At 70.0% G+C, this 23,842-nt stretch carries 23 protein-coding genes; 10 read left to right on the forward strand and 13 right to left on the reverse strand.

Going from position 1 to position 23,842, the window contains the following annotated elements; translation table 11 throughout:
- Positions 1-58: 58 nt before the first annotated feature.
- From sucD to BN1701_RS22830, 4 genes are all read right to left on the reverse strand, one after another.
- Complete coding sequence (gene sucD, locus BN1701_RS22815; protein WP_054052040.1) at positions 59-949, reverse strand: succinate--CoA ligase subunit alpha; 891 nt, start codon at positions 947-949, stop codon at positions 59-61.
- A gap of 2 nt (positions 950-951) precedes the next feature.
- Complete coding sequence (gene sucC / locus BN1701_RS22820; protein WP_054052044.1) at positions 952-2,121, reverse strand: ADP-forming succinate--CoA ligase subunit beta; 1,170 nt, start codon at positions 2,119-2,121, stop codon at positions 952-954.
- Positions 2,122-2,255: 134 nt separating this feature from the next.
- Positions 2,256-2,513 (reverse strand): hypothetical protein, encoded by a 258-nt coding sequence (locus BN1701_RS22825; RefSeq protein WP_054052046.1) that lies wholly within the window; start codon positions 2,511-2,513, stop codon positions 2,256-2,258.
- A complete protein-coding gene (locus BN1701_RS22830; RefSeq protein ID WP_157368167.1) occupies positions 2,510-4,279 on the reverse strand; it encodes a hypothetical protein in 1,770 nt (589 codons plus the stop codon). The genes BN1701_RS22825 and BN1701_RS22830 overlap by 4 nt, the downstream gene beginning before the upstream one ends.
- 400 nt (positions 4,280-4,679) lie before the next feature.
- On the opposite strand from BN1701_RS22830, the gene BN1701_RS22835 reads away from it, so the two are divergent.
- Positions 4,680-5,495 carry a M23 family metallopeptidase gene (locus BN1701_RS22835; protein ID WP_082860405.1) on the forward strand — a complete coding sequence of 272 codons (816 nt, stop codon included), beginning with the start codon at positions 4,680-4,682 and terminating at the stop codon, positions 5,493-5,495.
- A 16-nt stretch (positions 5,496-5,511) separates the two neighbouring features.
- Here the strand turns inward: BN1701_RS22835 and BN1701_RS22840 are convergent, their stop codons facing one another.
- The 5 genes from BN1701_RS22840 to pcrA form a co-directional block, all read right to left on the reverse strand.
- Positions 5,512-5,796 (reverse strand): hypothetical protein, encoded by a 285-nt coding sequence (locus tag BN1701_RS22840; protein WP_054052051.1) that lies wholly within the window; start codon positions 5,794-5,796, stop codon positions 5,512-5,514.
- A 71-nt stretch (positions 5,797-5,867) separates the two neighbouring features.
- Positions 5,868-6,020: a hypothetical protein gene (locus BN1701_RS35925; RefSeq protein ID WP_157368168.1), complete on the reverse strand. Its 153-nt coding sequence runs from the start codon at positions 6,018-6,020 to the stop codon at positions 5,868-5,870.
- A 9-nt stretch (positions 6,021-6,029) separates the two neighbouring features.
- A complete protein-coding gene (locus tag BN1701_RS38310; RefSeq protein WP_082860006.1) occupies positions 6,030-6,479 on the reverse strand; it encodes an RloB family protein in 450 nt (149 codons plus the stop codon).
- Positions 6,479-7,774, reverse strand: a complete 1,296-nt coding sequence (locus BN1701_RS22850) for an ATP/GTP-binding protein (RefSeq protein WP_067520854.1) — start codon at positions 7,772-7,774, stop codon at positions 6,479-6,481. The genes BN1701_RS38310 and BN1701_RS22850 overlap by 1 nt, the downstream gene beginning before the upstream one ends.
- A gap of 60 nt (positions 7,775-7,834) precedes the next feature.
- Positions 7,835-10,168 carry a DNA helicase PcrA gene (pcrA, locus tag BN1701_RS22855; RefSeq protein WP_054052055.1) on the reverse strand — a complete coding sequence of 778 codons (2,334 nt, stop codon included), beginning with the start codon at positions 10,166-10,168 and terminating at the stop codon, positions 7,835-7,837.
- Positions 10,169-10,430: 262 nt separating this feature from the next.
- Here pcrA and BN1701_RS22860 point away from each other — a divergent pair, with 262 nt between their 5' ends.
- From BN1701_RS22860 to BN1701_RS22885, 6 genes are all read left to right on the forward strand, one after another.
- Positions 10,431-10,718 carry a chorismate mutase gene (locus BN1701_RS22860; RefSeq protein ID WP_054052057.1) on the forward strand — a complete coding sequence of 96 codons (288 nt, stop codon included), beginning with the start codon at positions 10,431-10,433 and terminating at the stop codon, positions 10,716-10,718.
- 194 nt (positions 10,719-10,912) lie between these two features.
- Entirely contained in the window at positions 10,913-11,221 is a 309-nt protein-coding gene (locus BN1701_RS22865; protein WP_054052059.1) for a hypothetical protein, read from the forward strand.
- A gap of 225 nt (positions 11,222-11,446) precedes the next feature.
- The gene (locus BN1701_RS22870; protein ID WP_157368169.1) at positions 11,447-12,370 is read left to right on the forward strand and encodes a hypothetical protein; all 924 of its coding nucleotides are present in this window, start codon (positions 11,447-11,449) and stop codon (positions 12,368-12,370) included.
- A 147-nt stretch (positions 12,371-12,517) separates the two neighbouring features.
- Entirely contained in the window at positions 12,518-13,363 is an 846-nt protein-coding gene (locus BN1701_RS22875; protein WP_054052063.1) for a hypothetical protein, read from the forward strand.
- Positions 13,364-13,539: 176 nt separating this feature from the next.
- Positions 13,540-14,847, forward strand: a complete 1,308-nt coding sequence (locus BN1701_RS22880; protein ID WP_054052065.1) for a serine/threonine-protein kinase — start codon at positions 13,540-13,542, stop codon at positions 14,845-14,847.
- A 13-nt stretch (positions 14,848-14,860) separates the two neighbouring features.
- Positions 14,861-16,585 carry a serine/threonine-protein kinase gene (locus tag BN1701_RS22885; RefSeq protein WP_054052067.1) on the forward strand — a complete coding sequence of 575 codons (1,725 nt, stop codon included), beginning with the start codon at positions 14,861-14,863 and terminating at the stop codon, positions 16,583-16,585.
- 1 nt (position 16,586) lies between these two features.
- Here the strand turns inward: BN1701_RS22885 and BN1701_RS22890 are convergent, their stop codons facing one another.
- Positions 16,587-17,489 carry a LysR family transcriptional regulator gene (locus BN1701_RS22890; protein WP_054052069.1) on the reverse strand — a complete coding sequence of 301 codons (903 nt, stop codon included), beginning with the start codon at positions 17,487-17,489 and terminating at the stop codon, positions 16,587-16,589.
- A gap of 97 nt (positions 17,490-17,586) precedes the next feature.
- On the opposite strand from BN1701_RS22890, the gene BN1701_RS22895 reads away from it, so the two are divergent.
- Entirely contained in the window at positions 17,587-18,513 is a 927-nt protein-coding gene (locus BN1701_RS22895; protein ID WP_369800592.1) for a DMT family transporter, read from the forward strand.
- Position 18,514: 1 nt separating this feature from the next.
- Here BN1701_RS22895 and BN1701_RS22900 read toward each other — a convergent pair whose 3' ends face one another.
- On the reverse strand, positions 18,515-19,198 hold the full coding sequence (locus BN1701_RS22900) for a response regulator transcription factor (RefSeq protein ID WP_054052071.1): 684 nt from the start codon (positions 19,196-19,198) through the stop codon (positions 18,515-18,517).
- On the reverse strand, positions 19,195-20,487 hold the full coding sequence (locus tag BN1701_RS22905) for a PspC domain-containing protein (protein ID WP_369800680.1): 1,293 nt from the start codon (positions 20,485-20,487) through the stop codon (positions 19,195-19,197). Before BN1701_RS22905 ends, BN1701_RS22900 begins: the two co-directional genes overlap by 4 nt.
- A gap of 104 nt (positions 20,488-20,591) precedes the next feature.
- Here BN1701_RS22905 and BN1701_RS22910 point away from each other — a divergent pair, with 104 nt between their 5' ends.
- Positions 20,592-21,863, forward strand: coding sequence for a PspC domain-containing protein (locus BN1701_RS22910; protein ID WP_231949678.1), 1,272 nt, complete (start codon positions 20,592-20,594; stop codon positions 21,861-21,863).
- Complete coding sequence (locus BN1701_RS22915) at positions 21,856-22,062, forward strand: hypothetical protein (protein ID WP_157368170.1); 207 nt, start codon at positions 21,856-21,858, stop codon at positions 22,060-22,062. The genes BN1701_RS22910 and BN1701_RS22915 overlap by 8 nt, the downstream gene beginning before the upstream one ends.
- A 56-nt stretch (positions 22,063-22,118) precedes the next feature.
- Here BN1701_RS22915 and guaA read toward each other — a convergent pair whose 3' ends face one another.
- On the reverse strand, positions 22,119-23,675 hold the full coding sequence (gene guaA, locus BN1701_RS22920; protein WP_054052079.1) for a glutamine-hydrolyzing GMP synthase: 1,557 nt from the start codon (positions 23,673-23,675) through the stop codon (positions 22,119-22,121).
- Positions 23,676-23,842 lie beyond the last annotated feature (167 nt).

Below are 23,842 nucleotides of genomic sequence, written 5' to 3' on the forward strand. Positions count from 1 at the left end.
CGCCGAGAACAAACTGGGGCCGGACGCTACACCAGCGTCCGGCCCCAAGTTCACCCGATCAGGCGTTTGCCTGGAACAGCTCCCGAGCCAGCGCGGCGGTCTCGGACGGCGTCTTGCCGACCTTGACGCCCGCGGCTTCGAGGGCCTCCTTCTTGGCCTGCGCGGTTCCGGCCGAGCCGGACACGATCGCACCGGCGTGACCCATGGTCTTGCCCTCCGGCGCGGTGAAGCCCGCCACGTAGCCGACGACCGGCTTGGTGACGTTCTCCTGGATGTAGGCCGCGGCCCGCTCCTCGGCGTCGCCGCCGATCTCACCGATCATGACGATCAGCTCGGTCTCCGGGTCGGCCTCGAACGCGGCGAGCGCGTCGATGTGGGTGGTGCCGATGATCGGGTCACCGCCGATGCCGACCGCCGACGAGAAGCCGATGTCGCGCAGCTCGTACATCATCTGGTAGGTCAGCGTGCCGGACTTCGACACCAGGCCGATCTTGCCGGGGCCGGTGATGTCGGCGGGGATGATGCCCGCGTTCGACTTCCCGGGGCTGATCAGGCCGGGGCAGTTCGGGCCGATGATCCGGGTGACGTTGCCCTTGCCGACCGCGTGCGCCCAGAAGTAGGCCGAGTCGTGCACCGGGATGCCCTCGGTGATGACCACGGCCAGGCCGATCTCGGCGTCGATGGCCTCGATGACGGCGTCCTTGGCGAACTTCGGCGGCACGAAGATCACCGACACGTCGGCGCCGGTGGCCTCCATCGCCTCGGCGACGGTGGCGAAGACCGGCAGGGACACGCCCTCGATCTCGACCTTGGTGCCCGCCTTGCGCGGGTTCACCCCGCCGACGATGTTGGTGCCGGACTTGAGCATCCGAGCGGTGTGCTTGGTGCCCTCGGAGCCGGTCATGCCCTGGACGATGACCTTGCTGCTGTCAGTCAGGAAGATAGCCATTGTCAGACCCCCGCTGCTGCGAGTTCGGCGGCCTTGTCGGCAGCGTTGTCCATAGTGTCCACCACGGTCACCAGCGGGTGGTTGGCCGCGGCCAGGATGGCGCGACCCTCCTCGACGTTGTTGCCGTCGAGACGCACGACCAGCGGCTTGGTGGCCTCGTCGCCGAGGATGTCCAGCGCCGCGACGATGCCGTTGGCCACGGCGTCGCAGGCGGTGATGCCGCCGAAGACGTTGACGAACACCGACTTGACGGCCGGGTCGCCCAGGATGATGTGCAGCCCGTTGGCCATGACCTCGGCCGACGCGCCGCCGCCGATGTCGAGGAAGTTCGCGGGCTTGACGCCCTTGTGCTTCTCACCGGCGTAGGCAACGACGTCCAGGGTGGACATGACCAGCCCGGCGCCGTTGCCGATGATGCCGACCTCGCCGTCGAGCTTGACGTAGTTGAGGTCCTTGGCCTTGGCCGCGGCCTCCAGCGGGTCCTCGGCCTCCTGGTCGACCAGGTCGGCGTGCGCGGGGTGGCGGAAGCCCGCGTTCTCGTCCAGGGTGACCTTGCCGTCGAGGGCGATGATCTTGTCCTGCGGGTCGCGGACCAGCGGGTTCACCTCGACCAGGGTGGCGTCCTCGGCGACGAAGGCCGCCCAGAGCTTCACGATGACCTCGGCGGCCTCGGCGGCCACGGGCGCGGGGATCTTCGCGGCCGCGACGATCTCCTGGGCCTTGGCCAGGTCGACGCCGTCGATGGCGCTCACCGGGATCTTGGCGAGGGCATCGGGGCGCTCGACGGCGAGCTGCTCGATGTCCATGCCGCCCTCGGCCGACGCCATCGCCAGGAAGGTGCGGTTGGCCCGGTCGAGCAGGAACGAGAAGTAGTACTCCTCGGCGATGTCGGACGCGACGGTCACGAGCACCTTGCGGGTGATGTGGCCCTTGATGTCGAGTCCGAGGATCGCTTCGGCCTTGACCTGCGCGTCAGCCGGGTCGTCGGCCAGCTTGACGCCGCCCGCCTTGCCGCGTCCACCGGTCTTGACCTGGGACTTGATGACGACGGTCTGGCCGAGCTGCTCCGCGATGGCGCGGGCTTCCTCGGGGGTGCTTGCCACGTCGCCCGGCAGGACCGGGACCCCGTGGGCGGCGAAGAGATCCTTCGCCTGGTACTCGTACAGGTCCACTCGACAGTCTCCTGACTACGGTGTCGACGACGATGCTGTCGGACAGCGAGAAACCCTAGCGACCTGCGGATTGACCCGACACTTCACACCCGGTGAAGTCGGTCACCAGGATTGCTTTAAGCCCGTGAAGTCTGTCACTGGTATCGCCCCGCCACCCACTCGATCACTTGGTCGTAGGTCAACACGGGGATGTCCTCGGCGTCGCGTTCGGCGAGACCGGCGACCACCGCACCCACGTTCGTGTCGACCGCGACGGCGTCGGCGTCCTCCTGCAGGGCGGTGCTGACGACCTGGTCCGGAGCGACGAAGATCACCTCGGCGCCCGCGTCGCGCAGTGCCCTCGCCACGGCGGGGATGTCGGCGGCGGAGTGGGCCAGGACGATCCGTTTCACCGGCGGTCCGGCGACGAGATCGCGGCGACCAGCGCGGACACCAGCAGGGCCGCGACACACGCCACCGACAGCCACAGGCCGGGACCGGGGGCTGAGGACGCGGCTCGGTCGGCGGTCAGCGGGTATTCGAGTGCGTGGACCGCGACGACCCCGGCCGCGCCGAGCAGTAACGCACCCGCGCGCGGCGGCCGGGACATCGCGGCGAGGACGACGGCGGCCAGGACGAGCAGCAGCCCGCAGAGCAGGCCCCAGGAGGTCAGCCGAAAGTGGTTCCACACGCCCGCCGCGACAAGGTCGGGGGCCTTGATCACCGGCAGGCCGAACGCGCCGACGGCGAACAGCGCCGACGCGGCGAGCGGGGCGGCGAGGCCGAGGTTGACCTGGCGCTGGGTCAGGTCGACGTCGTCACGTTCGAGCACACCGGCCAGCGCGGCGGCGGCGCCCGCGGCCAGCGCCAGAGCGACGGCGAGCACGGCGAACCAGACGCCTGGGCCGACGGCGATGTCTGGACTGACGGAAGTCGCGGTGAACGCCGCGTCGAGCGCGCCCGCGCCCGCGAGGGGAATGGCCAGCGTGGCGGCGGCGAAGGCGGGCCGGATCGCGGCGGCGGCCTTCGGGATGAGCATCGGGACGACGAACAGGAGAAGAAGGACGGCGGCGGGAAGGAACAGCCGAGCCGAGTAGCTGGTCGGCGCTTCCAAGCCCGCGCCGACCCTGAGTTGGGTGGCGGTGCCCGCCGCGAAGGCGGCGAGGGCGGCACCGAGCCCGAGCAGCCCCGCGACGAAGTGGTGCCTGGTCGGCTCGGTGGCGTCGACCAGGGCGCTCGGGGCGGACCGCTGGATCTGCTCGCCGCGGTTGAGGAACCACACGATCGTGGTGAGCAGGGCCATCGCGACCAGCGCGACGACGGGACCGGGAGCCACCTCCAGGCGCGACACGCTCAGTCCGGAGGCGATCTGCGGGACTACTACGCCCGCCACGGCCGCGGTGGCGCCGAGCAGAACACCTCGGGCGACGGACGTGCGCGCCGAGCCGCCGCCGAACACCGCGGCGGTGACCGTGGCGGCGGCCAGGACGAGCACGCCGTAGCGAGCGAGCGCGGGCACCTCCAGGACGCTGCGGGCCAGCACATACGCGTCGGTCGAGCGGAATGGCGCCAACAGCAGGCCGACCCCGGCCGCCAGCGCCGCGCCCAGCGCCAGGAGGAGCGAGGCGCCCCTTGCCGTGGTCGACCGGTCGTCGGAGTCGTCGTCGAACTCGGCGGCGTAGGGCGATCCGGGGACCGCGCCCGCCCGGCCCAGGGCCAACGCGCCCGCCACGGCGACGGCCGCGTGACCACCGAGCAGTAGCCACAGCCCAGGCGCCGCGGCGAGCGGGGCCAGGCTGGTCGGCACCAGGAACTCCGGTCGCGAGGCCACCAGCGCGTCGACGGCCAGTTGCGCGTCGACCAGAGCCCGGCCAGGGGCCAAGAGGGCCGACCCGACCAGCACACCCGCGCCGGTGGCGGGCCTGCCCGCGACGATGAAGCCGGCTGAGATCAACGGCGGCAACAGAGCCAGGACCAGCAACAACACGCTCGCGTCGAACCCGGCGGCGGGCGCGGAGACGATCACGCCGCGCGCGGGTCCGACCACCAGCAGCGCGGCCCCGGCGACCGCGACGGCGATGGCCACCCGGAGCCTGCCGGGAACTTCGGACCAGCCGATCCGGTCGGCGGCAGGCAGTTCCTGGTCGATTGGGCTCGACGTGCCGGTCTGCGAAGTCATCGCGGGCAACGCTAGCAAGCACTCCCCGTAGGTCCCCGGCGTCGAGTGAGTGTCCAAGCAACCGGTTTTCGTCCGATTGCCACCCGGACGGCCTATTGAAACGAGACGCAGATCACATTAGAAGGCGTGAGGTCGAGTTAACTTTGCGTAGTAACCGCTGGACAAGAACTTTCACGTCCCGCCACGGTTGGCAGACACGCATGACGGATGTTGCCCGCACCGGTATCTCCCCGTTACTGTCCCCGAGTCCGTTGTCACAGTCAGATCACGAAGGACACGGGGTAGGCAACCCGCTCCACGCCTCCCCAACCGGGATCCCCCGCCCGGTGTCCACGCCGATGAACGCTCGTCCCCCCGAGCGCGGTGTGTGGTCGGACTCCCCGAAGGCGGAAGGCTCGTCTTGTCTCGACATCGCAATACCGGCGGTGAACGCGAGTTCACCGCGCTCGATGAGGCGCTGGAACGCGCCGTTCCTCGAGTCCGTGGCGCTCACCGCATCGCGCCCCCGTCGTCCGTCCTGCGTGGCCGGGTCGTCGTCGCCGCTGTCGCGGTCGGCGCCTTCGCCGCCGCCGCCGCGGGCCAGACCCTGCAGTCCGCGGCCGGAGGTGGCACCGCCGCCGAGGACATCGCCCCCCTCGCGGGCTCCCGTGACGCGTCCGCCCACATGGGCATCGGTGGGGACACCACCACCGCCCCGGAGCTGCTGGCGCTCACCAAGACCACCGATGGCACGCTCGAGGCCCAGAAGATGGTCACCTCCGAGCGCCTCACCCAGGCCCGCAACCAGCGCGCCGCCGATGAGGAGGCCAAGAAGGTCGAGGCCGCCCGCCCGAAGGTCGTCAAGCCCACCGACGGCGTGCTCACCTCCGGCTTCGGCGCCCGCTGGGGCACCACGCACTACGGCATCGACCTCGCCAACCGCATCGGCACCCCCATCGTCGCCACCGCGGACGGCGTCGTCGTCGAGGCGGGCACGGCCAGCGGCTTCGGCCTCTGGGTCCGCGTCCAGCACAGCGACGGCACCGTGACGGTGTACGGCCACGTGAACGACTACGTGGTGCGCGAAGGCCAGAAGGTCAAGGCGGGCCAGCTGATCGCCCACATGGGCAACCGCGGCCAGTCCACCGGCCCCCACCTGCACTTCGAGGTCTGGGACTCCCAGGGCCGCAAGCTGAACCCCATCTCCTGGCTGAACACCCGCGGCGTCCGCCTCTGATCTCCACCGGCTGGCGTCAGCGTTCGGCCATCAGACCACCCCCGTCGCGCCGCACGAAGTACGCCCCGGCGACCCGCCAGACCGCGCACATTCCCCGTCGCGGCCGAGGCAGGTGCACGCGCCCGCAACCGGCGCACCGCGCGCCGTCGGGATGATGAAGGCCAAGCACACTGCGCCACGCCCCCGCGAGTCGGCGCAGTTCAAGACCCGCGATCCCCCTTTGCTCATCCGCCAGCTGATCGACGGCGTCGAGGTAACGACCGACCGCTTCGGCGAGGAGCCGGTGCAGCGTCTCATCCATTCTCGATTCCCCCATGTCCTCATGGACACAGTGAACCAAGAACCACCGACAATTTTCGAACAGAGGTTCGATCAACGCCCAGAGGCGCGCAGCGCCCGCGCCACGAGCCAGACGTTGGTCGACGGGTTGGGGCCGACCGCATTCGCGACGCCGCACTCCGGCGCCGCGGCGATCGCGCGCCGCTCGGCCTCCTCATGTTTGGCGAACGGGAAGTCAGCGGGCACGTGCTTGTCCTACCCCCGCAGATGCCTACGCAGGGATCGGGTCACTTCGGACTGCCGGACGTGCGCTCGATGGTCATCGAAGTGGAGCAGCAGCCAGTATTCGAAGCACGGGGTCGAGACGACCACACCGATACCCGCCCGAGCCGCGTACTCGACAGCGGACCGGAGCGAGGGGTGGTCGTCATGATCCACCACACACCAGACCGCGTCATAGCACTCGGCACCGTTCTTCCGGCGATCCCGAGCCCAGGCGATCTCAGCTTCCTTGACTATCTTGAGAGGATCGCAGCCAATCCCTTTGATGTCACAGGTCACGATGTCGACCGGAATGGCCCGCAGGTATTTCTTGAGTCCTCGAAAGTACTCCGGCTCGGTGTTCTCACCCTCGCAATAGACCAGAATCCGCTGCCGTGGTGTCCGTGTCGGCCTACCCCGCCGAAGGTCTCCGCGTGACGACATCAGGACGCATCACGCCGAAGGATCATCCGCCGAAGTTCGTCGATGTCGACATAGGGCACCGCGCCGTATCGGCCTTGCAAATAGGCGCGCTCAAAGTTCTCCCCCTTCCTCGACTTGAAGTCCGACAACGGAATTAATGAGGTGTCACCACTGGCACCCTTTTCAGTGAACCACACCTCATCGCGGCCAAGCAGCCCATCCGCGAGCAGATTTCCCAACAGCGAAACGTCATGCGATGTGAAGATCAACTGAGCGCCGGTCGCGTTGATTTCAGGATCCCTGAACATCTGAATGATGGTGGCGCTCAACTTTGGGTGCAGAGAACTGTCAACCTCATCAATGAGCAGGACACGGCCAGTGATGACGCTCAGCAGAACAAACGCGGCCACTGACAGCCAGATCTGCGTGCCATCACTCTCGTCGGCGAAGTCGATCTCGACCGCGCTACCGAACGCCCCGGCGTGCAGAAGGTTGATCCTCTTCTGCACCACTTGTCGGGCGCTCGCCTCCACGTGCGGATCAAACTCTCCGGGCCGCTCAGCGAGGAACCTACCGACCAACTCGGCCAGTTCACCTTTTCCCTCTATCTCAACGGCGCCAACAATGCCGAGGTCTGCCATCTTCAGCCAGCCCATCGCCAAATCTGCGATCTCTGGCATACGAATTGCCGTCGCAGCTAGATGATCCCCCCCGGGGCCAACGCCGTTACGCAATAGCGACCTACCCAAGGCGCCGATCGCCCTACATAGCTCCGACAGCAGTGGATGACCGTTCGCTGCGGCTACAGATGCGAACAACGCATTGTTTCTGGTCAGGTCGGCGATCGTCGCGGTATGACCTCCAAGGGTCCTGCCAAACCGAAACTCCGAACCTGCTCTCTCGAAGAGCGTTCGGGTTCGGCCAGTCGGCCCATATTCATACAACCACTCACGCCGTACGCATTCATCGTCCAACTCGAAGCCGAAGGTGTAGCGCTTGCCGTTGAGCATCAAATCGATTTCAAAAAGCGAGGGCTTGTCTCGAAACTGCGGATCGAGTTTGAACGGCTGCCGCGGAACACCGCCATCTATCGGCCATCGCGCGAAGCTGTACAGGACAGCCTCGGCCATGAAGCCAACGGCATGGAGCACGTTGGACTTGCCGGAGGCGTTGGCCCCGTAGATGCCCGCCACACGCACGGTCTGCGGGATGGGACCTGTCGGCTTGGGGTCGCCCTTGCGCGGGACGGCGACCAGCGACAGCTCCTGTTCGTCCCTGATGGATCGGTGGTTGGCAACCCGAAACCGCAGCAACATGCGTCCATCATGCCGCTTTGCACCACTTTGCGGCAAAATTTGCCCGAAAGCGTCTTGAAACTACAGCTTCACCAGCGGCACGCTGCCGATGAGCATCAGCCGGATCGTGCCCGCCGTGCCGAAGTCGATCGTCGCCGTCGCCCGGGGACCGTTGCCGTCCGTGGCGACCACCGTCCCCAGTCCGTACTTGTCGTGGTTGACCCGGTCCCCCACATCCAGCGTCAACGCGGGCGTGTCCTGCCACCCACGCGACGGTGCCGGACGGGCGGTGCCGCCCCGAGCCGCACGGGATCCCCACGTCGTAGCCCGGGTCGGGCTGGAGCGGTCCGGCCCCATCCGGCGCCAGTCGACGAGGTCGGGGGGGATCTCGTCGAAGAAGCGGGAGGCCGGGTTGGTCATCGGCTGGCCCCAGGCCGAGCGGACGATCGCGCGCGACAGGTAGAGGCGTTCGCGGGCTCGGGTGATGCCGACGTAGGCGAGGCGGCGTTCCTCGGCCAGCTCGACCGGGTCGCTCAGCGCGCGCATGTGAGGGAAGATGCCGTCTTCCCAGCCCGTGGAGAACACGACCGGGTATTCCAGGCCCTTGGCCGTGTGCAGGGTCATCAGGGTGACCATGCCGCCGGACTCGTCGTCCGGGTCGGGGACCTGGTCGGCGTCGGCGACCAGCGAGACGCGTTCGAGGAAGGCGTCGAGGGAGCCCGGTTCCGGGCCCGCGGTGGTCTCCGGGGGCGGGATGTCGGCGGGGCCCTCGGTGAACTCGCGGGCGACTGTCACCAGCTCGGTCAGGTTCTCCAGCCGGGAGGCGTCCTGCGGGTCGTCGCTGGCCTCCAGTTCGGCGCGGTAGCCGGTCTGGTCGAGCACGGCGTCGAGGATCTCGGCGACGTCCTGGCCGTCGTCGACGAAGCGGCGCAGGCCGTCGATCAGCTCGACGAAGCCCGCGATGGCGCGCTGGGAGCGCGGGTTCAGCAGCGCGACCTTGCCGACGGCGGCGTCGTTCAGCGCGGCGGAGAAGGAGATGCGCTCGCGGTCCGCGTGCGTCGACACGCAGGCCTCGGCGCGGTCGCCGATGCCGCGGCGGGGGACGTTCAGGATACGCCGGAGGCTGACCGTGTCCTCCGGGTTGGCCAGGACTCTCAAGTACGCCAAGGCATCCCGGACTTCGCGGCGCTCGTAGAAGCGCACGCCGCCGACGACCTTGTACGGCAGGCCGAGGCGGATGAAGATCTCCTCGAACACCCGGGACTGGTTGTTGGTGCGGTAGAAGACCGCGACGTCGCCGTTGTGCGCGATGCCCGCGTCGACCAGCCGGTCGATCTCCTGGGCGACGAACGACGCCTCGTCGTGCTCGTTGTCGCCGACGTACGCGACGATCTTCTCGCCGTCGCCCATGGCGGTCCACAGGCGCTTGTCGCGGCGGTCCGGGTTGCGGGAGATCACCGCGTTGGCGGCGTTGAGGATGGTCTGCGTGGAGCGGTAGTTCTGTTCCAGCAGAACGGTTGTCGCGTTCGGATAGTCGCGCTCGAACTCGACGATGTTGCGGATGGTCGCGCCGCGGAAGGCATAGATCGACTGGTCGGCGTCGCCCACCACGCACAGCTCGGCGGGGGGCAGGCCGTCGGTGCCGCGGCCGACCAGCTCACGCACCAACGTGTATTGCGCGTGGTTGGTGTCCTGGTATTCGTCGACCAGCACGTGCCGGAAGCGGCGGTGGTAGTGCTCGGCGACGTCCGGGAAGCCTTGCAGGAGCTCAACCGTGCGCATGATCAGGTCGTCGAAGTCCATCGCGTTGGCCTGGCCGAGCCTGCGCTGGTACTCGGTGTAGACCTCGGCGACGCGGCGCTCGAGGTCGTTGGCCGCCATCGTCGCGGCCTTCTCGGGGCCGATCAGCTCGTTCTTGAGGTTGGAGATGTGGATCGACAGCGTGCGCGCGGGGTAGCGCTTGGGATCGAGGTCGATATCGCGGGCGACGAGCGTGATCAGCCTGCGCGAATCGTCGGCGTCGTAGATGGAGAAGCTCGACGTCATCCCCAGCGTCTTGGCCTCGCGGCGCAGCACGCGCACGCACATCGAGTGGAAGGTCGACACCCACATCGCGTTGGCCCGGCGGCCAACGAGGTCGGCGACGCGCTCCTTCATCTCGGCGGCGGCCTTGTTGGTGAAGGTGATCGCCATGACCTGGCCCGGGTGCACGTTGCGCTCGCCAAGCAGATAGGCGACGCGGCGCGTCAGGACCCTGGTCTTGCCCGAGCCCGCGCCCGCGACCACGAGCAGCGGGCTGCCGATGTGCTCCACGGCGCGGCGCTGCTGGTCGTTGAGGTCGTCGAGCAGCGCGGCGGACCGACGGCGCGGCGCGGCGGCTGGGACTTCGGCGGGGAGATCGAAAAGGGCTTCCATCGTGCGAACAACGGTACCGGGGGCCGACGAAGACGAAAACCGCGCCGATCCCACTGCGCGGACATCGGGTCGACCGATCGGCGACGGTGTGTCACACTCGATCCGTGCAGACGCGCCACTACGAGTTTTTCTACGGGACCCGGACTCCGGCTCCCGTTGTGGCGTAGCACCGAAAACCACCACGAAGCCCCGGAGTCCTCGGACCCCGGGGCTTCGTGCGCTCGGGAGCTGAGAACTCGAACCGAGCCGCAAAGGGATCACGATGTCTGAGAACACGACCGTCAAGCCCGGTGTCGAACTGCCCGCCCCCGAAGAGGTCGCCGAACTGCGCAAGGAGATCGACGACCTCGACCGGGAGATCCTGCGCCTGGTGAAACGCCGGGCGGAGGTGTCCCAGACCATCGGGGCCGCGCGAATGGCCGCGGGCGGGCCCCGCATCGTGGTCAACCGCGAGATGGACGTGGTGGCCCGCTACCGCGAACTCGGCCCCGCGGGCCGCACCCTGGCAATGGCGCTGCTCGACCTGGGCCGCGGCAGGCTCGGCCGCTGACGATCCACAGACTCCGACTTGTCCACAGACACGCCTCACCCAAGATCATCTTGAGCCCCCACGCGATAGACTGGCCAAGGGACGCCCCCCAGGGACAGGGTGGGGGCCGCGCGAGGCGCGGTGGTGGTGAACATCAGGGGTGGGTCGGGGAGATCCCCCATTCGGTGTGGCGTTGACTCGGGCAGACTGGGGTCATGCTGGATCTCATCGCGGTCATCGTGGTCATTGTCGCCGTCGTCGCCGTCGTCGGGTTCGGCGCTTACCTCGCGCTGTTGAACTCGGCGGCGCGCAAGCGTGGAGCGAGTGGCAGTCAGGTCGCGCAGTACGTGCGCGGGCGGTGGCCGGTCGCGGGGGTCACCGCGGCGGGGGCACTGCTCGGCTGGCTGCTGAGCGGGGGCAGCGGGTTCGCCGACGTGTTGGCGATCCTGGTCGCGGGCGGCTCCGGTGCCGTCGCGGGCAGCTCACTCTCCACCACCATGGCGAAGTACCGCAGCGGCCAATAACGCACTCAGCGGAGAGTTCAGGGCGCGGATTCACTCGATCGCATGAGAATCGAGCGAGTGGTGCGCCCTGCTCTGCGGACGCTGCGCAACGGCTTACCCTTGTTTGAGTGAGAACCGCAGATTCCGCGCACCCTGGCCGGGAGGTCCAGGTCGTCGACGCGAGCTGATCGAGTAATCGGTCGGCGACACCGCGTCACGACCGGGCAGGACAGGAGTCTCCACCACATGGCGAGCGGGCGGGACACCGCGCAGGACGAGCCGGGACAAGGACGACACCGGCGAGGATCGGGCACGACCGGGTGGACGCCGCGGCTGCGGCCAAGACGGCCCCAACCCCCGCGCGAGGACGACACCGACGTGCTGCCGGTGATCGCCGGCCTGTTCCCCGACGCACCCGCGACCGGACTGGCCAAGTTCGACCTTGGCAGCATCCCGGCCTCGGTCACCCCGCCCCGCAGCTGGCGGCGGGCGGCCGGGTTCGCGGTGGCCGCCTCGATCCTGGTGCTGGTCGGTCTGCTCTACGCGGCGAGCACCCTGGTGACCGGCCCCCGCAGGCCAGAGATAGTCGACGCGCTGCCCGGTCTCCCCAGCGGACCGGAGATGCCAATCGAGCTGCCCGGTGAGCCGCTGATGTCGCAGCGGCCCGCGCCGTCGAGCGCCGCGCCGTCGACCAGTGCCTCGCGGACCCAGCCGAAGCGCACGACCGACCGGCCGCGGCAGCCCGGACCGTCCGCGCCCGGATCGACTGACCAGCCCACGCCCACGAGCTCGACCGTGGCGGCCACAACCACCACGACGCCGACCAGGACGACCGTGGAGACCCCGGTCCTTATCGGCCCGGTCGTCGATGCCAAGACGATCGGCGACCGCACCGAGACCTACTTCAGCGCCGTCGCCAACGACCCGGACTCGGCCTTCGCGATGACCACCGGCCAGGCCCGCCGCGACGGCGAGGACGAGATCCAGCGCCGCTATGCCGACGTGACGCGGGTCGAGGTGCAGAAGATGACGATCGACAAGAACCGCTCCACGACCCGGTCGGTCCTGCGGGTCTACCGCGACGACGGGACGATCAGCACCGAGGAAAGGGAGCTGACCTTCACCTATGGGACCAATCCGAAGATCACTCAGGACATAGGGACCGGGTAAGACCCCGACACCTGATTACTCTTTTCGAGTGATCCTGCGCGCCGCCTATCGCCTCGATCGGGTGAACAGCCGAGAAAGAGTGGTGTAGGCCCTTGCGGGCAGGGTACGAGTTGCCCGGTAGCGCGACTCAGGCGGAGGAAAGCGTCAGTGGATCGTCCGACGACCGGCAAGCGACGGGTGCGCACCGGGTCCGTTCACGTCACCGAGTTGATCGATCGGCAGACCAGGATGCTCGACCTGTCCGTCGTGGCCGACGAGATCATCCGGGTCGAGCCGCTCGAACCGACCCCGGACCGCCCGGCAGCGTCGCGCGCGGCGACGCTGGCCAAGATCGCCGTGCTCGGTGTGGCGACCGCGACCCTGGTCGGCGCGGTGGCCGCGGCGTCGCTGATCTCCCGCGATCGCGAGTCCGGCGGCAATGACCCCGCCACCCGCCCCATCACCGGCGAGCGGGCCCTGCTGCCCGACGAGCTCAACCGGGCGGTCATCGAGTCGAGCACCGGCGGCCGCATCCCCGAACAGCGCACCGGCACCGCGTCGGGCAGCCTCAGCGGCAGCACGGCCGCCCCGGCGATCCCCAGCGCGCGCCGCAACGGCGCGGCGAGTGTCGACCGGGACCAGACCGAGGCCCCGGCGACCGGCGCGGCCGACCACACGGCCGAGCCCGCGTCGACCAAGGCGGCCAAGCCCGCCAATACCTCCCACCGCGAGCTGGTGCTCGAGTACTACCGGCTGATCGAGAGCGATCCGAGCCGCGCCTTCGCGCTGCTCTCGGGCTTCCAGACGACGCTGGGGCAGTTCCTCGGGTCGTGGTCGTCGGTGCGCAAGGTCGAGGTCCTCGACGTGGTCGAACGTGGCGACGGGGTGGTCGCGGTGGTGCGGATGCACCTCGTCGGCGGCGCCCAGCTGCGGATCAAACAGCTGCTCACGGTGGTCGACTCGGTCCCGCAGCGGATCGTCGGCGCGGTGCTGTTGTCGGCCCAAATCAACTAGTTTGCTCGATCGGCCCAATGAGCCCGCCGCCTGTGACACTATGTAGCCGCTGTCGGGGTGGGACGTAGGGGATACGGGGCTATGTGCCGTGCGCATAGCGTGAACGCCTAGCCTGGAACAGCACGTGATACGTGGGCCCGCGAGGCGCTTCGCGGGCGAGGGAGGTTCCGGTCGGGATGAGCGACGAGGGCCGGCTGGTCGCCGGGCGCTACCGGCTGGTCGAACGCATCGGAAGCGGCGCCATGGGCGTCGTCTGGCGGGCGGTCGACGAGCGCCTGAACCGGGTCGTGGCGATCAAGAAGCTGCTGCTGCCGCCCGGTCTGCCGCCGGACGAGGCCGACGAGGCCGTCGCCCGCTGCCTGCGTGAGGGCCGCATCGCCGCCCGGCTGCACCACCCCAACGCCATCGCGGTCTTCGACGTGGTCGACGAGGACGGCGTGCCCTGTCTGATCATGGAGTACCTGCCGTCGGTCAGCTTGGCCATCGCGCTGTCCGACGGCGGCCCGATGGACCCGGTCGAGGTCGCCAGGATCGGCGGCGCCGTCGCCGCCGCGCTGGCCGCGGCCCACGCGGCCGGGATCGTGCACCGCGACATCAAGCCGGGGAACATCCTGCTCGGCGACGACGGCTCGGTGAAGATCACCGACTTCGGCATCTCCCGGGCCACCGACGACGTCACCGTCACCAAGACCGGCCTGATCGCGGGCACCCCGGCCTACCTGGCTCCCGAGGTGGCCGTCGGCCGTGAGCCGTCGACGGCCTCCGACGTCTTCTCCCTCGGCTCGACGCTCTACGCCGCGGCCGAGGGCGAGCCGCCGTTCGGGCTGTCGGAGAACACGCTGGGCCTGTTGCACGCGGTCGCCTCCGGCAAGATCAACCCGCCGAGGAGGTCCGGCGCGCTCACCGGCGTGCTGATCTCGCTGTTGAACACCGAGCCGGAGGACCGGCCGTCGGCGGGCCGGGCCCGCGACCTGCTGGCCACCGTGGCCCGCGGCGAGGAACCGAACCTGCCGCCGATCCTGGCCGAGCCCGACGAGGCCACCCGGCTGGTGATCGCCACCGACCCGTCGGTCGCGCGCCTGAGCGAGCCTCAGGTCAAGTCGGCCAAGCCGCTGGTGTTCGCCAGCGCGGCGGTGACCGCGGCGCTGGCCGCCGGCGCGTGGCTGGTGTTCGGCGGCGACGGCGCCAAGCCGATCGACAGCCCCACCACCAAGGTCAACAACGTGCCATCGATGACCATCACGGTGACCGAGTCCGAGACCGAGTCGCCGACGGCCAAGACCACCACGAGGACCGTGCACACGACCAGGTCGAGCCCGGTGACGACCACGACGGTGCCGAGCAAGTCGACCACGCCCACGGAGCCGAGCGACACGCCGTCGTCGACTCCGTCTAACGTTAGTTCGAGCCCGTCGTCGCCCATCCCGACCACGACCACGGGCAGCACGGACCCGACCGCGACACGGGTAACCCCTGTCCCGTGACCCAGGAGCCGCGATGACCGACGAGCCGACCCTGGTCGCCGGGCGCTACCGGCTCGGCGCCCGTATCGGCAGCGGGGCGATGGGCGTGGTGTGGCAGGCCCACGACGAGCGCCTCCACCGCACCGTCGCGGTCAAGCAGCTGCTCTCCCAGCCGGGCCTCAGCGCCGATCAGGCCGAGGAAGCCCGCCAGCGCGCCATGCGCGAGGGCCGCATCGCCGCCCGCCTGGCCCACCCGAACGCGATCACCGTCTACGACGTGGCCGAACACGACGGCGAACCGTGGCTGATCATGGAGTACCTGCCGTCGAAGAGCCTGGCGACGGTGCTCAACGAGCACGAGTTCCTGGCCCCCGCCGAGGCGGCCCGGATCGGCGCGCAGATCGCCGCCGCGCTGGTCGCCGCGCACGCGGCCGGGATCGTGCACCGTGACGTCAAGCCCGCCAACGTGCTGCTCGGCGAGGACGGCACGGTCAAGATCACCGACTTCGGCATCTCCCGGGCCACCGGCGACGTCACCGTCACCGCGACCGGCATGCTCGCGGGCACCCCGGCCTACCTGGCCCCGGAGGTGGCCAAGGGCGAGCAGCCGACCTCGGCGGCCGACGTGTTCTCGCTCGGCTCCACGCTCTACACCGCCGTCGAAGGCCACTCCCCGTTCGGGTTGAGTGAGAACACCCTCGCGCTGCTGTACGCCGTGGCCGCGGGCAAGGTCCAGCCGCCGCGGCAGGCGGGCCCGCTGACCGCGCTGCTGATGCAGCTGCTGCGCGCCGACCCGACCGAGCGGCCCACGATGACCGCCGCGCGGGAGGCGCTCGCCGCGGTCGCCGCGGGCAAGCCGCTGCCGTCGATCGCGCTGGCCAACCAGCGCACCGACCCGTATCCCAAGCCGCAGGGCACGCCCCCGCCGGGCACGCCGATTCCAGGCGGCCCGCTGCCGAACACCCCGCCGCCGGGTTTCCCGCAACAGGGCATGCCGCAGCAGGGCATGCCGCTGGGCGGCCCGCCGCCGAGCCCGCCGATGGGCACCCGGCTCGACGCGCGCCCGTTCGCCGAGCCGCTGCCGTCCGGCCCGATCCGCCAGCAGCAGCCGCCCCAGCAGCGACCGCCGCAGCCCCGCCCGGCGCAGGCGCGGTCCGGGCCGCCGCGCACGCCACCCGGCCGCAAGCCCGCCGCGGCGAGTGGGAAGAAGGACGCACGGTCGATCGTGCTGACCGTGCTCGCGATCATCGGCGCCGCCCTGGTCGGCATCCTGGTGGCGAGCCTGCTGACCAGCAACAACACGCCCAAGGCGTCGGGCAAGACCACGACAGCGGTCCAGCCGACCACCACCAAGGCCGCCACGACGACGAAGACCACGACCGCTGAGCCGACCACGACGACTACCACCACCACCACCACGACCGATGGCAAGCCGACCGACGCGGAGTTCCACCAGGCGCTGCGGGACTACTACGCACGCCTGCCGGGGGACGCCGACGGCGCGTGGGCGATGCTGACCGAGCGGGCGCAGCGCAAGTCCGGTGGGTACGAGGCGTTCAAGAAGTTCTGGGCCTCTCTGAACGAGGTCGAACTCCAGCAGGTCGGGGGCAAGGACAACCACCTCGAGGGCAATGTCCGGTTCACCAAGGACGGCAAGTCGGTGACCGAGCGCTACACGTGGACGATGGTCGAGGCCGACGGCGTGATCAAGATCGACAACTTCGACCGGCGCGGCCGGGTCGAAGGCGACAACGGCTGACCTACTTCCGGGCCGCGGCGGCGGCCCGGAACGCCTCGATCAGGTCGACCAAGGCCGGTTGGCCCAACGATGACTCCCGCACCGCGGCGTGGATCACCCTGGTCGGCTCCGGGTGGCGCAGCTTGCGCACGACGACGCCGGGGTGCCTGCTGCCCAGGCCCATCTCCGGGATCACGCTGACCCCGAGTCCGGCGGCCACGAATCCCTGCGCGGTGGCGTAGTCCTCGCTCTCGACCACGAAGTTCGGGCTGAACCCGGCCGCCGCGCAGGCTTCGAGCATCACCCGCAGGCAGAGTCCACCCGGCCACTCGTTGCCGACCCAGGGCTCGTCGGCGAGGTCGGCGAGGTCGAGGACGCGTTTGGCGGCCAGCCGGTGCCCGCGCGGGAGGACGGCGCGGTACGGGTCGTCGAGCAGGTGGATGAGCCGTACGCCGCCGCGTAGCGGGCCCTGCCGGGGATGCACGACCAGCGCGATGTCGGCGCGGCCGGACTCGACCTCGGGGATCGGGTCCTCGGGATCGACGAGCTTGAGGTCGACCTGGATGCCCGGGTGGTCCCGGCGCAGGGCGGCCAGGGCGGGCGGGACCAGGGCGGCGCCCGCGGTGGCGAAGTAGCGGATGCCGAGCCTGCCGGTGCGGCCGGCGCGCAGGTCGGCCAGCGCGGTCTCGGCCTCGGCGAGGTTCTTGCTGATCACGGCGGCATGCTCGGTGAGCAGCCTGCCCGCCGCGGTGGGCCGCACGCCGCGGCCGACGCGTTCGAGCAGGGTGATACCCGCCTGCTTCTCCAGCGCGGCCACCTGCTGGCTGATCGCTGAGGGCGTGTAGCCCAGGTTCGTGGCCGCCGCGGTCACCGAGCCGCTGGTGACGACCGCGCGCAGCACCTGCATCCGACGCACGTCAAGCATGCAGCACAGCTTAACGGTCTATGCACAACATTTCACTTGTCCTGCCAAGTCCACTCAGGCACCGTACACATGGGACGAAATATTGGGGAGGAAACCGGTGATCAGCGGCGGACGGGCCACGTTGGTGCGGATGGGCCTGTTGGCCTTGCTGTGGGGGTCCAGTTTCCTGTGGATCAAATTGGCCCTGACCGGGCTGTCCCCCTTGCAGATCGCGGTGACCCGCTGCGCGCTCGGCGCGATCGTGGTCATCGTCCTGTGCTACTCCTCCCGCAACACCCTGCCGCGCGACCGGGCCGTGTGGGGACATCTGGTGTTCGCGGCGTTCTTCGGCAACGCGCTGCCGTTCGTGCTGTTCGCGGTGGGCGAGAAGACCGTCGACACCGGAGTCGCGGGCGTGCTGAACGCCACCACCCCGCTGTGGGCCCTGCTGCTGGGCATCATCATCGGCACCGACCGCGACCTGCCCCTGATGCGGGTCGGCGGGCTGCTACTGGGTTTCGGCGGCACCCTGCTGATCTTCGCGCCGTGGGAGAAGGCGGGTGTGGCCAGCTGGGACGCCCTGGCGATCCTCGCCGCGGCCGTCAGCTACGCGGTGAGCTACGCCTACATCGGCCGCAAGCTCTCCGGCCGCGGCACCGCACCGATCGCGCTGTCGGCGGCGCAGCTGATCACCGCCACCGGCCTGACGGCGGTCGCGATGCCGGTCGGCGGCCTGCAGCCGGTGCACCTGAACCTGACCGCCGTCATCGCGGTGATCATCCTGGGCGTCTTCGGCACCGGCTTCGCCTTCGCGCTGAACTACCGGCTGATCGCCGACGAGGGCGCGACCCAGGCGACCACGGTCGGCTATCTGCTCCCGGTGGTCTCAGTCCTGCTCGGCGCGGTGGCCCTGGGCGAGGAGATCACGTTCCGGATCGTCGCGGGCATGATCGTGGTGCTGATCGGCGTCGGGATGACCCGCTGGCAGCGCAAGCAGCGGACAGTGCCCATTGAGGCCGAGGTCGCGCTGCCCGCGAAGGTCTGATTCAAACTAAGCGGCGGTCCGAGGCCCAGCGGGACAGTTCGTAGCGGTTGGACAGCTGGGTCTTGCGCAGGACGCTGGACACGTGGGTCTCCACGGTCTTCACCGAGATGAACAGCTCCGCGGCGATCTCCTTGTAGGCGTAGCCGCGGGCGAGCAGGCGCAGCACGTCACGCTCGCGGGGCGTCAGCAGGTCGAGCTCCGGGTCGCTGATCGGCGCGGCGCCCGGCCGGTCGGCGAAGGCATCGAGCACGAAACCGGCCAGGCGCGGGGAGAAGACCGCGTCGCCTTCGGACACCCGGACGACGGCCGTGGCGAGTTCCTGGCTGGAGATCGTCTTGGTGACGTAGCCGCGGGCGCCCGCGCGGATGACGGCGATGACGTCCTCCGCGGCGTCGGACACCGACAGGGCCAGGAAGACGACCTCCGGGTGCGACTTGCGGGCCTGGCGCAGCACCTCGGCGCCGCCGCCGTCGGGCATGTGCACGTCGAGCAGCACGACGTCGGGGTTGAGGTGGCCGATGCCCGCGACCGCCTCGCCGACCGTGCCCGCCTCGCCGACGACCTCGATGTCGTCGGTGATCGTGTCCAGCTCGGCGCGCACGCCCGCGCGGAACATGCTGTGGTCATCGACCAGGTAGACCCGCACGGGGCGCTTGGATCCGGTCGCTGGGGTGTCGTCGGTCATGTGGTCACCTTCGCACGCGGCATGTGGAGCTGGACCTCGGTGCCCTCGTCCGGTGCGGTGCGCAGCCGGATCTCGCCACCGTTGCGCTCCATCCTCCCCCGGATCGAGTCGGCGAGGCCATGCCGGTCGTCGGGGACGGCGTCGGGGTCGAAGCCCTTGCCCCGGTCGCGTACGAAGATCGTCACGGTGTCCTCTTCGACCTCGGCGTAGACCGACACCTCGGCCACGCCCGCGTGCTTGGCGGCGTTGACCATCGCCTCCCTGGCGGCCATGACACTGGCGACCAGGCGTTCGTCGATCTCGCAGTCACCGACCACCACGTGCTGGACCTTGATGGCGAAGGTGTCCTCCACCTCGCCCGCGGCCCGCGCGACGGCGTCGGACAGCGTGCCGCGGGTCATGCCGTCGGCCGCCGCGCGGCCGTAGCCGGACGGCCCGTAGAGCCAGCTGCGCAGCTGCCGCTCCTGGCCGCGGGCCAGCCGCAGCACCTCGCGCGGCGCCTCGGCCTGCTTCTGGATCAGCGCCAGCGTCTGCAGCACCGAGTCGTGCAGGTGGGCGGCGATCTCGGCGCGTTCCTCGGTGCGGATGCGCGCCCGGCGCTCCTCGCCGAGGTCGCGGACCAGCCGCAGCCACCATGGGACGGTCAGCACCGCGACGCCGACGAGTGTGGCCACCACGGCGAGCAGGGCGAACTGCACCTGGTCGAGCCCGATGCTGCGCAGCAGGAAGACCACGATGCCGGTGATCACCAGCACGGCTCCGGTGAGCACGCGCAGCACCGCGGCCCGGCCGCCCCCACCGCCGAGCAGGGCGCCCTTGACCTTGCGCCGCTGGGATTGGTCGGCCTCGCGCCACACCACCGCGGCGCCGACCAGCGCCACGCCCAGCCCGCCTGCCACCCAGCCGTTGAGCGCCCCGGACACCGTGCCCGCGCCGACGGTGAGCCCGGCGCCGAGCGCGATCAGCCCGAACGCCTGCTGGCGCTCCTTGGTCGACATCGACTTCTGGGCGTCGTCAGCGGGCTGCTGCGGCGCGAAGATCCACAGCAGGCCGTAGGCCATCACCCCGGCCCCACCGAGGGCGGCGAGCAGCGAGAACGCGATGCGCACCCAGAGGACGTCGACCTCTAGATGGTCGGCCAGGCCACCCGCGACGCCCGCGACGGCACGGCCGGACCGGCGGCGGTACAGCCGGGTCTGCCCCGGTACCACCACCTCGGTCGTGCCCGACCGCTGCTGCTCCGCGTCGACCACCGGCCTCTCTTCCAGCGTTGCTTCCACACCAAGAATGCTCACACGCGCAAGGGCGTGTCACATCGGGGCTGGACCCTGAAGCCGAAGTCAGGGTCGGTCCCCGATGTGGCGGGGCCCGCCAAGCGACCATGCTCGTCATCGTGAGTGGGACATCAGGCAACATCGGCGTGGAGGACACGCTCAAAGACTTCTGGGCGACCCGACCTCGGCGGCCACGACACGGCCGCAAGATCGCGGGCGTCGCCGCGGCCCTGGGGGACCGATACGGCATCGATCCGGTCATCATTCGGGTGGCGTTCGTCGTGGCCGCCTTCTACGGCGGCGCGGGCATCCTGTTCTACCTGCTGGGCTGGCTGCTGCTGGCCGAGGAGGACGACGAGGTCTCGCCGGTGGAGGCGCTGCACGGCCGCGGCCGCAGTTCCAGCTCCGGGCCGTTCACCATCGCGCTCGGCGCGGCGCTGATCCCGGCGTTCTGGTGGTTCTTCGACCGGGACGCGTCCGGGGTGCTGAGTGTCGTCGTCGTGCTCGGACTGATCTTCCTGCTGCACCGCAGCCGCGCCCACCTTGGCAGGCCGGGCACGGCGCGGGCGGCCACCCAGGTCCCGACCTATGCCCCTTACCCGCCTGAGGCCGCGGCCCAGCCGACGGTGGTGTGGGATCCGATCCACCCGGCCGCCTACGGCACCGAGGCGCAAGGGCCGCCCGCGTGGGACCCGCTGGGCGCGGCCCCGTTCGCCTGGGACCTGCCTGAGCCGAGCAGCCCAGAGCCCGAGCCGCAGCCGCCCGCGCCGAGGCGCCACAAGTCGAGGATCGGGCTGGTCACCGTGGCCGTCGCGTTCCTCACGGTGGGGGCGGCCGTGGTCGCCTACCCGTTCGCGGGCTGGCTGACGGTGCCGCACGTGATCGGTGTGGTCCTGGGCATCCTGGGCTGCGGGCTGTTCGCCGCCGCCTTCGCAGGCGGTGCCCGCGGACTGATCGGCCTGGTGGTCCCGCTGGCGTTCCTCGGCGTCGCGATGACGTCGCTCTGGCCGGGGGGATTCGACTCGGAGAGCGTCGGGGACATCAACGCCAAGCCGGTGACCATCAGCGAGGTGCAGGACAAATACGAGAAGACCATCGGGTCGATCACCCTGGACCTGACCCAGCTGCCCGCGACGGCGGACGAGACGGTCGAAACCAAGGTGGAGGTGCGGGCGGGCGACGTGACGGTGACGGTGCCGAAGACCGCCGACGTCACGGTGAAGTGCTCGGTCGGCGTGGGCGATGTGGACTGCCTCGGCCAGTCCAACGACGGGATCGGCGAGGACGTCAAGATCAAGGACGACTACGGCCCGGACGGCCCCGGCGGGTTGAAGATCGAAATCGAGGCCGAGGTGTCCGGCCCTGGCGGAGTGGTGGTGCGACGTGGCTGAGCGTGAAGACTCTGTCCGGCGGTTCGATCCGGTCTCGCTGATCGCGGGCCTGCTGACCCTGTTCGCCTCGGCCTACGTGCTGACCGACGGACAGGTGTGGGTGCCCATCCCCGACTTCCGCTGGATCATCGCGGGCGGCGCGGTGGTGATCGGGCTGCTGCTCCTGCTCGGCTCTACGGTGAAGGGCAAACGGAAGTAGAGGAACGACCACTCATGCGAACGGCCCGGCCAAGACTTTGGCCGGGCCGTTTCGCGTCACTCCCACTCGATGGTGCCCGGCGGCTTGCTCGTCACGTCGAGGACGACCCGGTTGACCTCGGACACCTCGTTGGTGATCCGGGTGGAGATCCGCTCCAGGACGTCGTAGGGCAGGCGGGTCCAGTCGGCGGTCATCGCGTCCTCGCTGGACACCGGGCGCAGCACGACCGGGTGGCCGTAGGTGCGGCCGTCGCCCTGCACGCCGACGCTGCGCACGTCGGCCAGCAGCACGACCGGGCACTGCCAGATGTCGCGGTCCAGACCCGCCGCGGTGAGTTCCTCGCGGGCGATGGCGTCGGCCGCGCGCAGGATCTCCAGGTTGTGCCCGGTGACCTCGCCGATGATCCGGATGCCCAGGCCGGGGCCGGGGAAGGGCTGGCGGTGCACGATCGTCTCGGGCAGGCCCAGTTCCAGGCCGACCCGGCGCACCTCGTCCTTGAACAGCGCGCGCAGCGGCTCGACCAGTTCGAACTCCAGGTCCTCCGGCAGGCCGCCGACGTTGTGGTGGCTCTTGATGTTCGCCGCGCCCGCGCCGCCGCCGGACTCGACCACATCGGGGTAGAGGGTGCCCTGGACCAGAAAGCGGAACTTGTCGCCGCCCGCCTCGGCCTGCAGGTCCAGTTCGGCCTGCTCGAAGACCCGGATGAACTCGCGACCGATGATCTTGCGCTTCTCCTCGGGGTCGGTGACCCCGGCCAGCGCGTCGAGGAAGCGGTCGCGCGCGTCGACGGTGATCAGCCGCACGCCGGTGGCCGAGACGTAGTCGCGCTCGACCTGGGTCCGCTCGCCTGCGCGCAGCAGGCCATGGTCGACGAACACGCAGGTCAGCCGGTCGCCGATGGCCCGGTGCACCAGGGCGGCCGCGACCGCGGAGTCGACGCCGCCGGACAGCCCGCAGATCGCCTTGCCGTCGCCGACCTGGGCCTTGATCCGCGCGACCTGCTCGTCGACGATCGACGAGGTGGTCCACTGTGGACGAACACCGGCGACGTCGTGCAGGAAGCGGCGCAGCACCTCCTGGCCGTGCGGGGAGTGCGCGACCTCCGGGTGGTACTGCACGCCCGCGAACCGGCGCTCGACGTTCTCGAACGCGGCCACGGGAGCGCCCTCGGACGTCGCGGTGACGGTGAAGCCCTCCGGGGCCTTGGTGACGCAGTCGCCGTGGCTCATCCACACGGGGTGCCGGGCGGGCAGTTCGTCGTGCAGTTCGCCGCCGTCGACGCTCAGGTCGGTGCGGCCGAACTCGCGGGTGCCGGTGTGCTCCACGGTGCCGCCGAGCGCCTGCGCCATGGCCTGAAAGCCGTAGCAGATCCCGAAAACGGGGACACCGGCGTCGAACAGGGCCGGGTCGATCGCGGGGGCGCCGTCGGCGTAGACGCTCGACGGGCCGCCCGACAGCACGATGGCGGCGGGCTCCTTGGCGAGCATCTCCGCGACGGTCGCGGTGTGCGGGACGACCTCGGAGTAGACCTGCGCCTCACGCACGCGGCGGGCGATGAGCTGGGCGTACTGCGCCCCGAAGTCCACTACTAGGACCGGACGGGCATCAGTCATGGCTTACCTTCCGTCAGTTGCCGGAAGCCGGGAAGGGCTGGGACCTTCTCGGCACACAGCAGGCAGCACTGTGCGCCGACCGGTCCCTCCCTGGGTTTCTCTCCCAGAGGTGCCTGCCCGCGCACCGTGCCGCGCGGGCTTTCCGTGGCGCTCGAACCAGACCCGTC

The organism is Alloactinosynnema sp. L-07 (assembly GCF_900070365.1).
Taxonomy (GTDB): Bacteria; Actinomycetota; Actinomycetes; order Mycobacteriales; family Pseudonocardiaceae; genus Actinokineospora.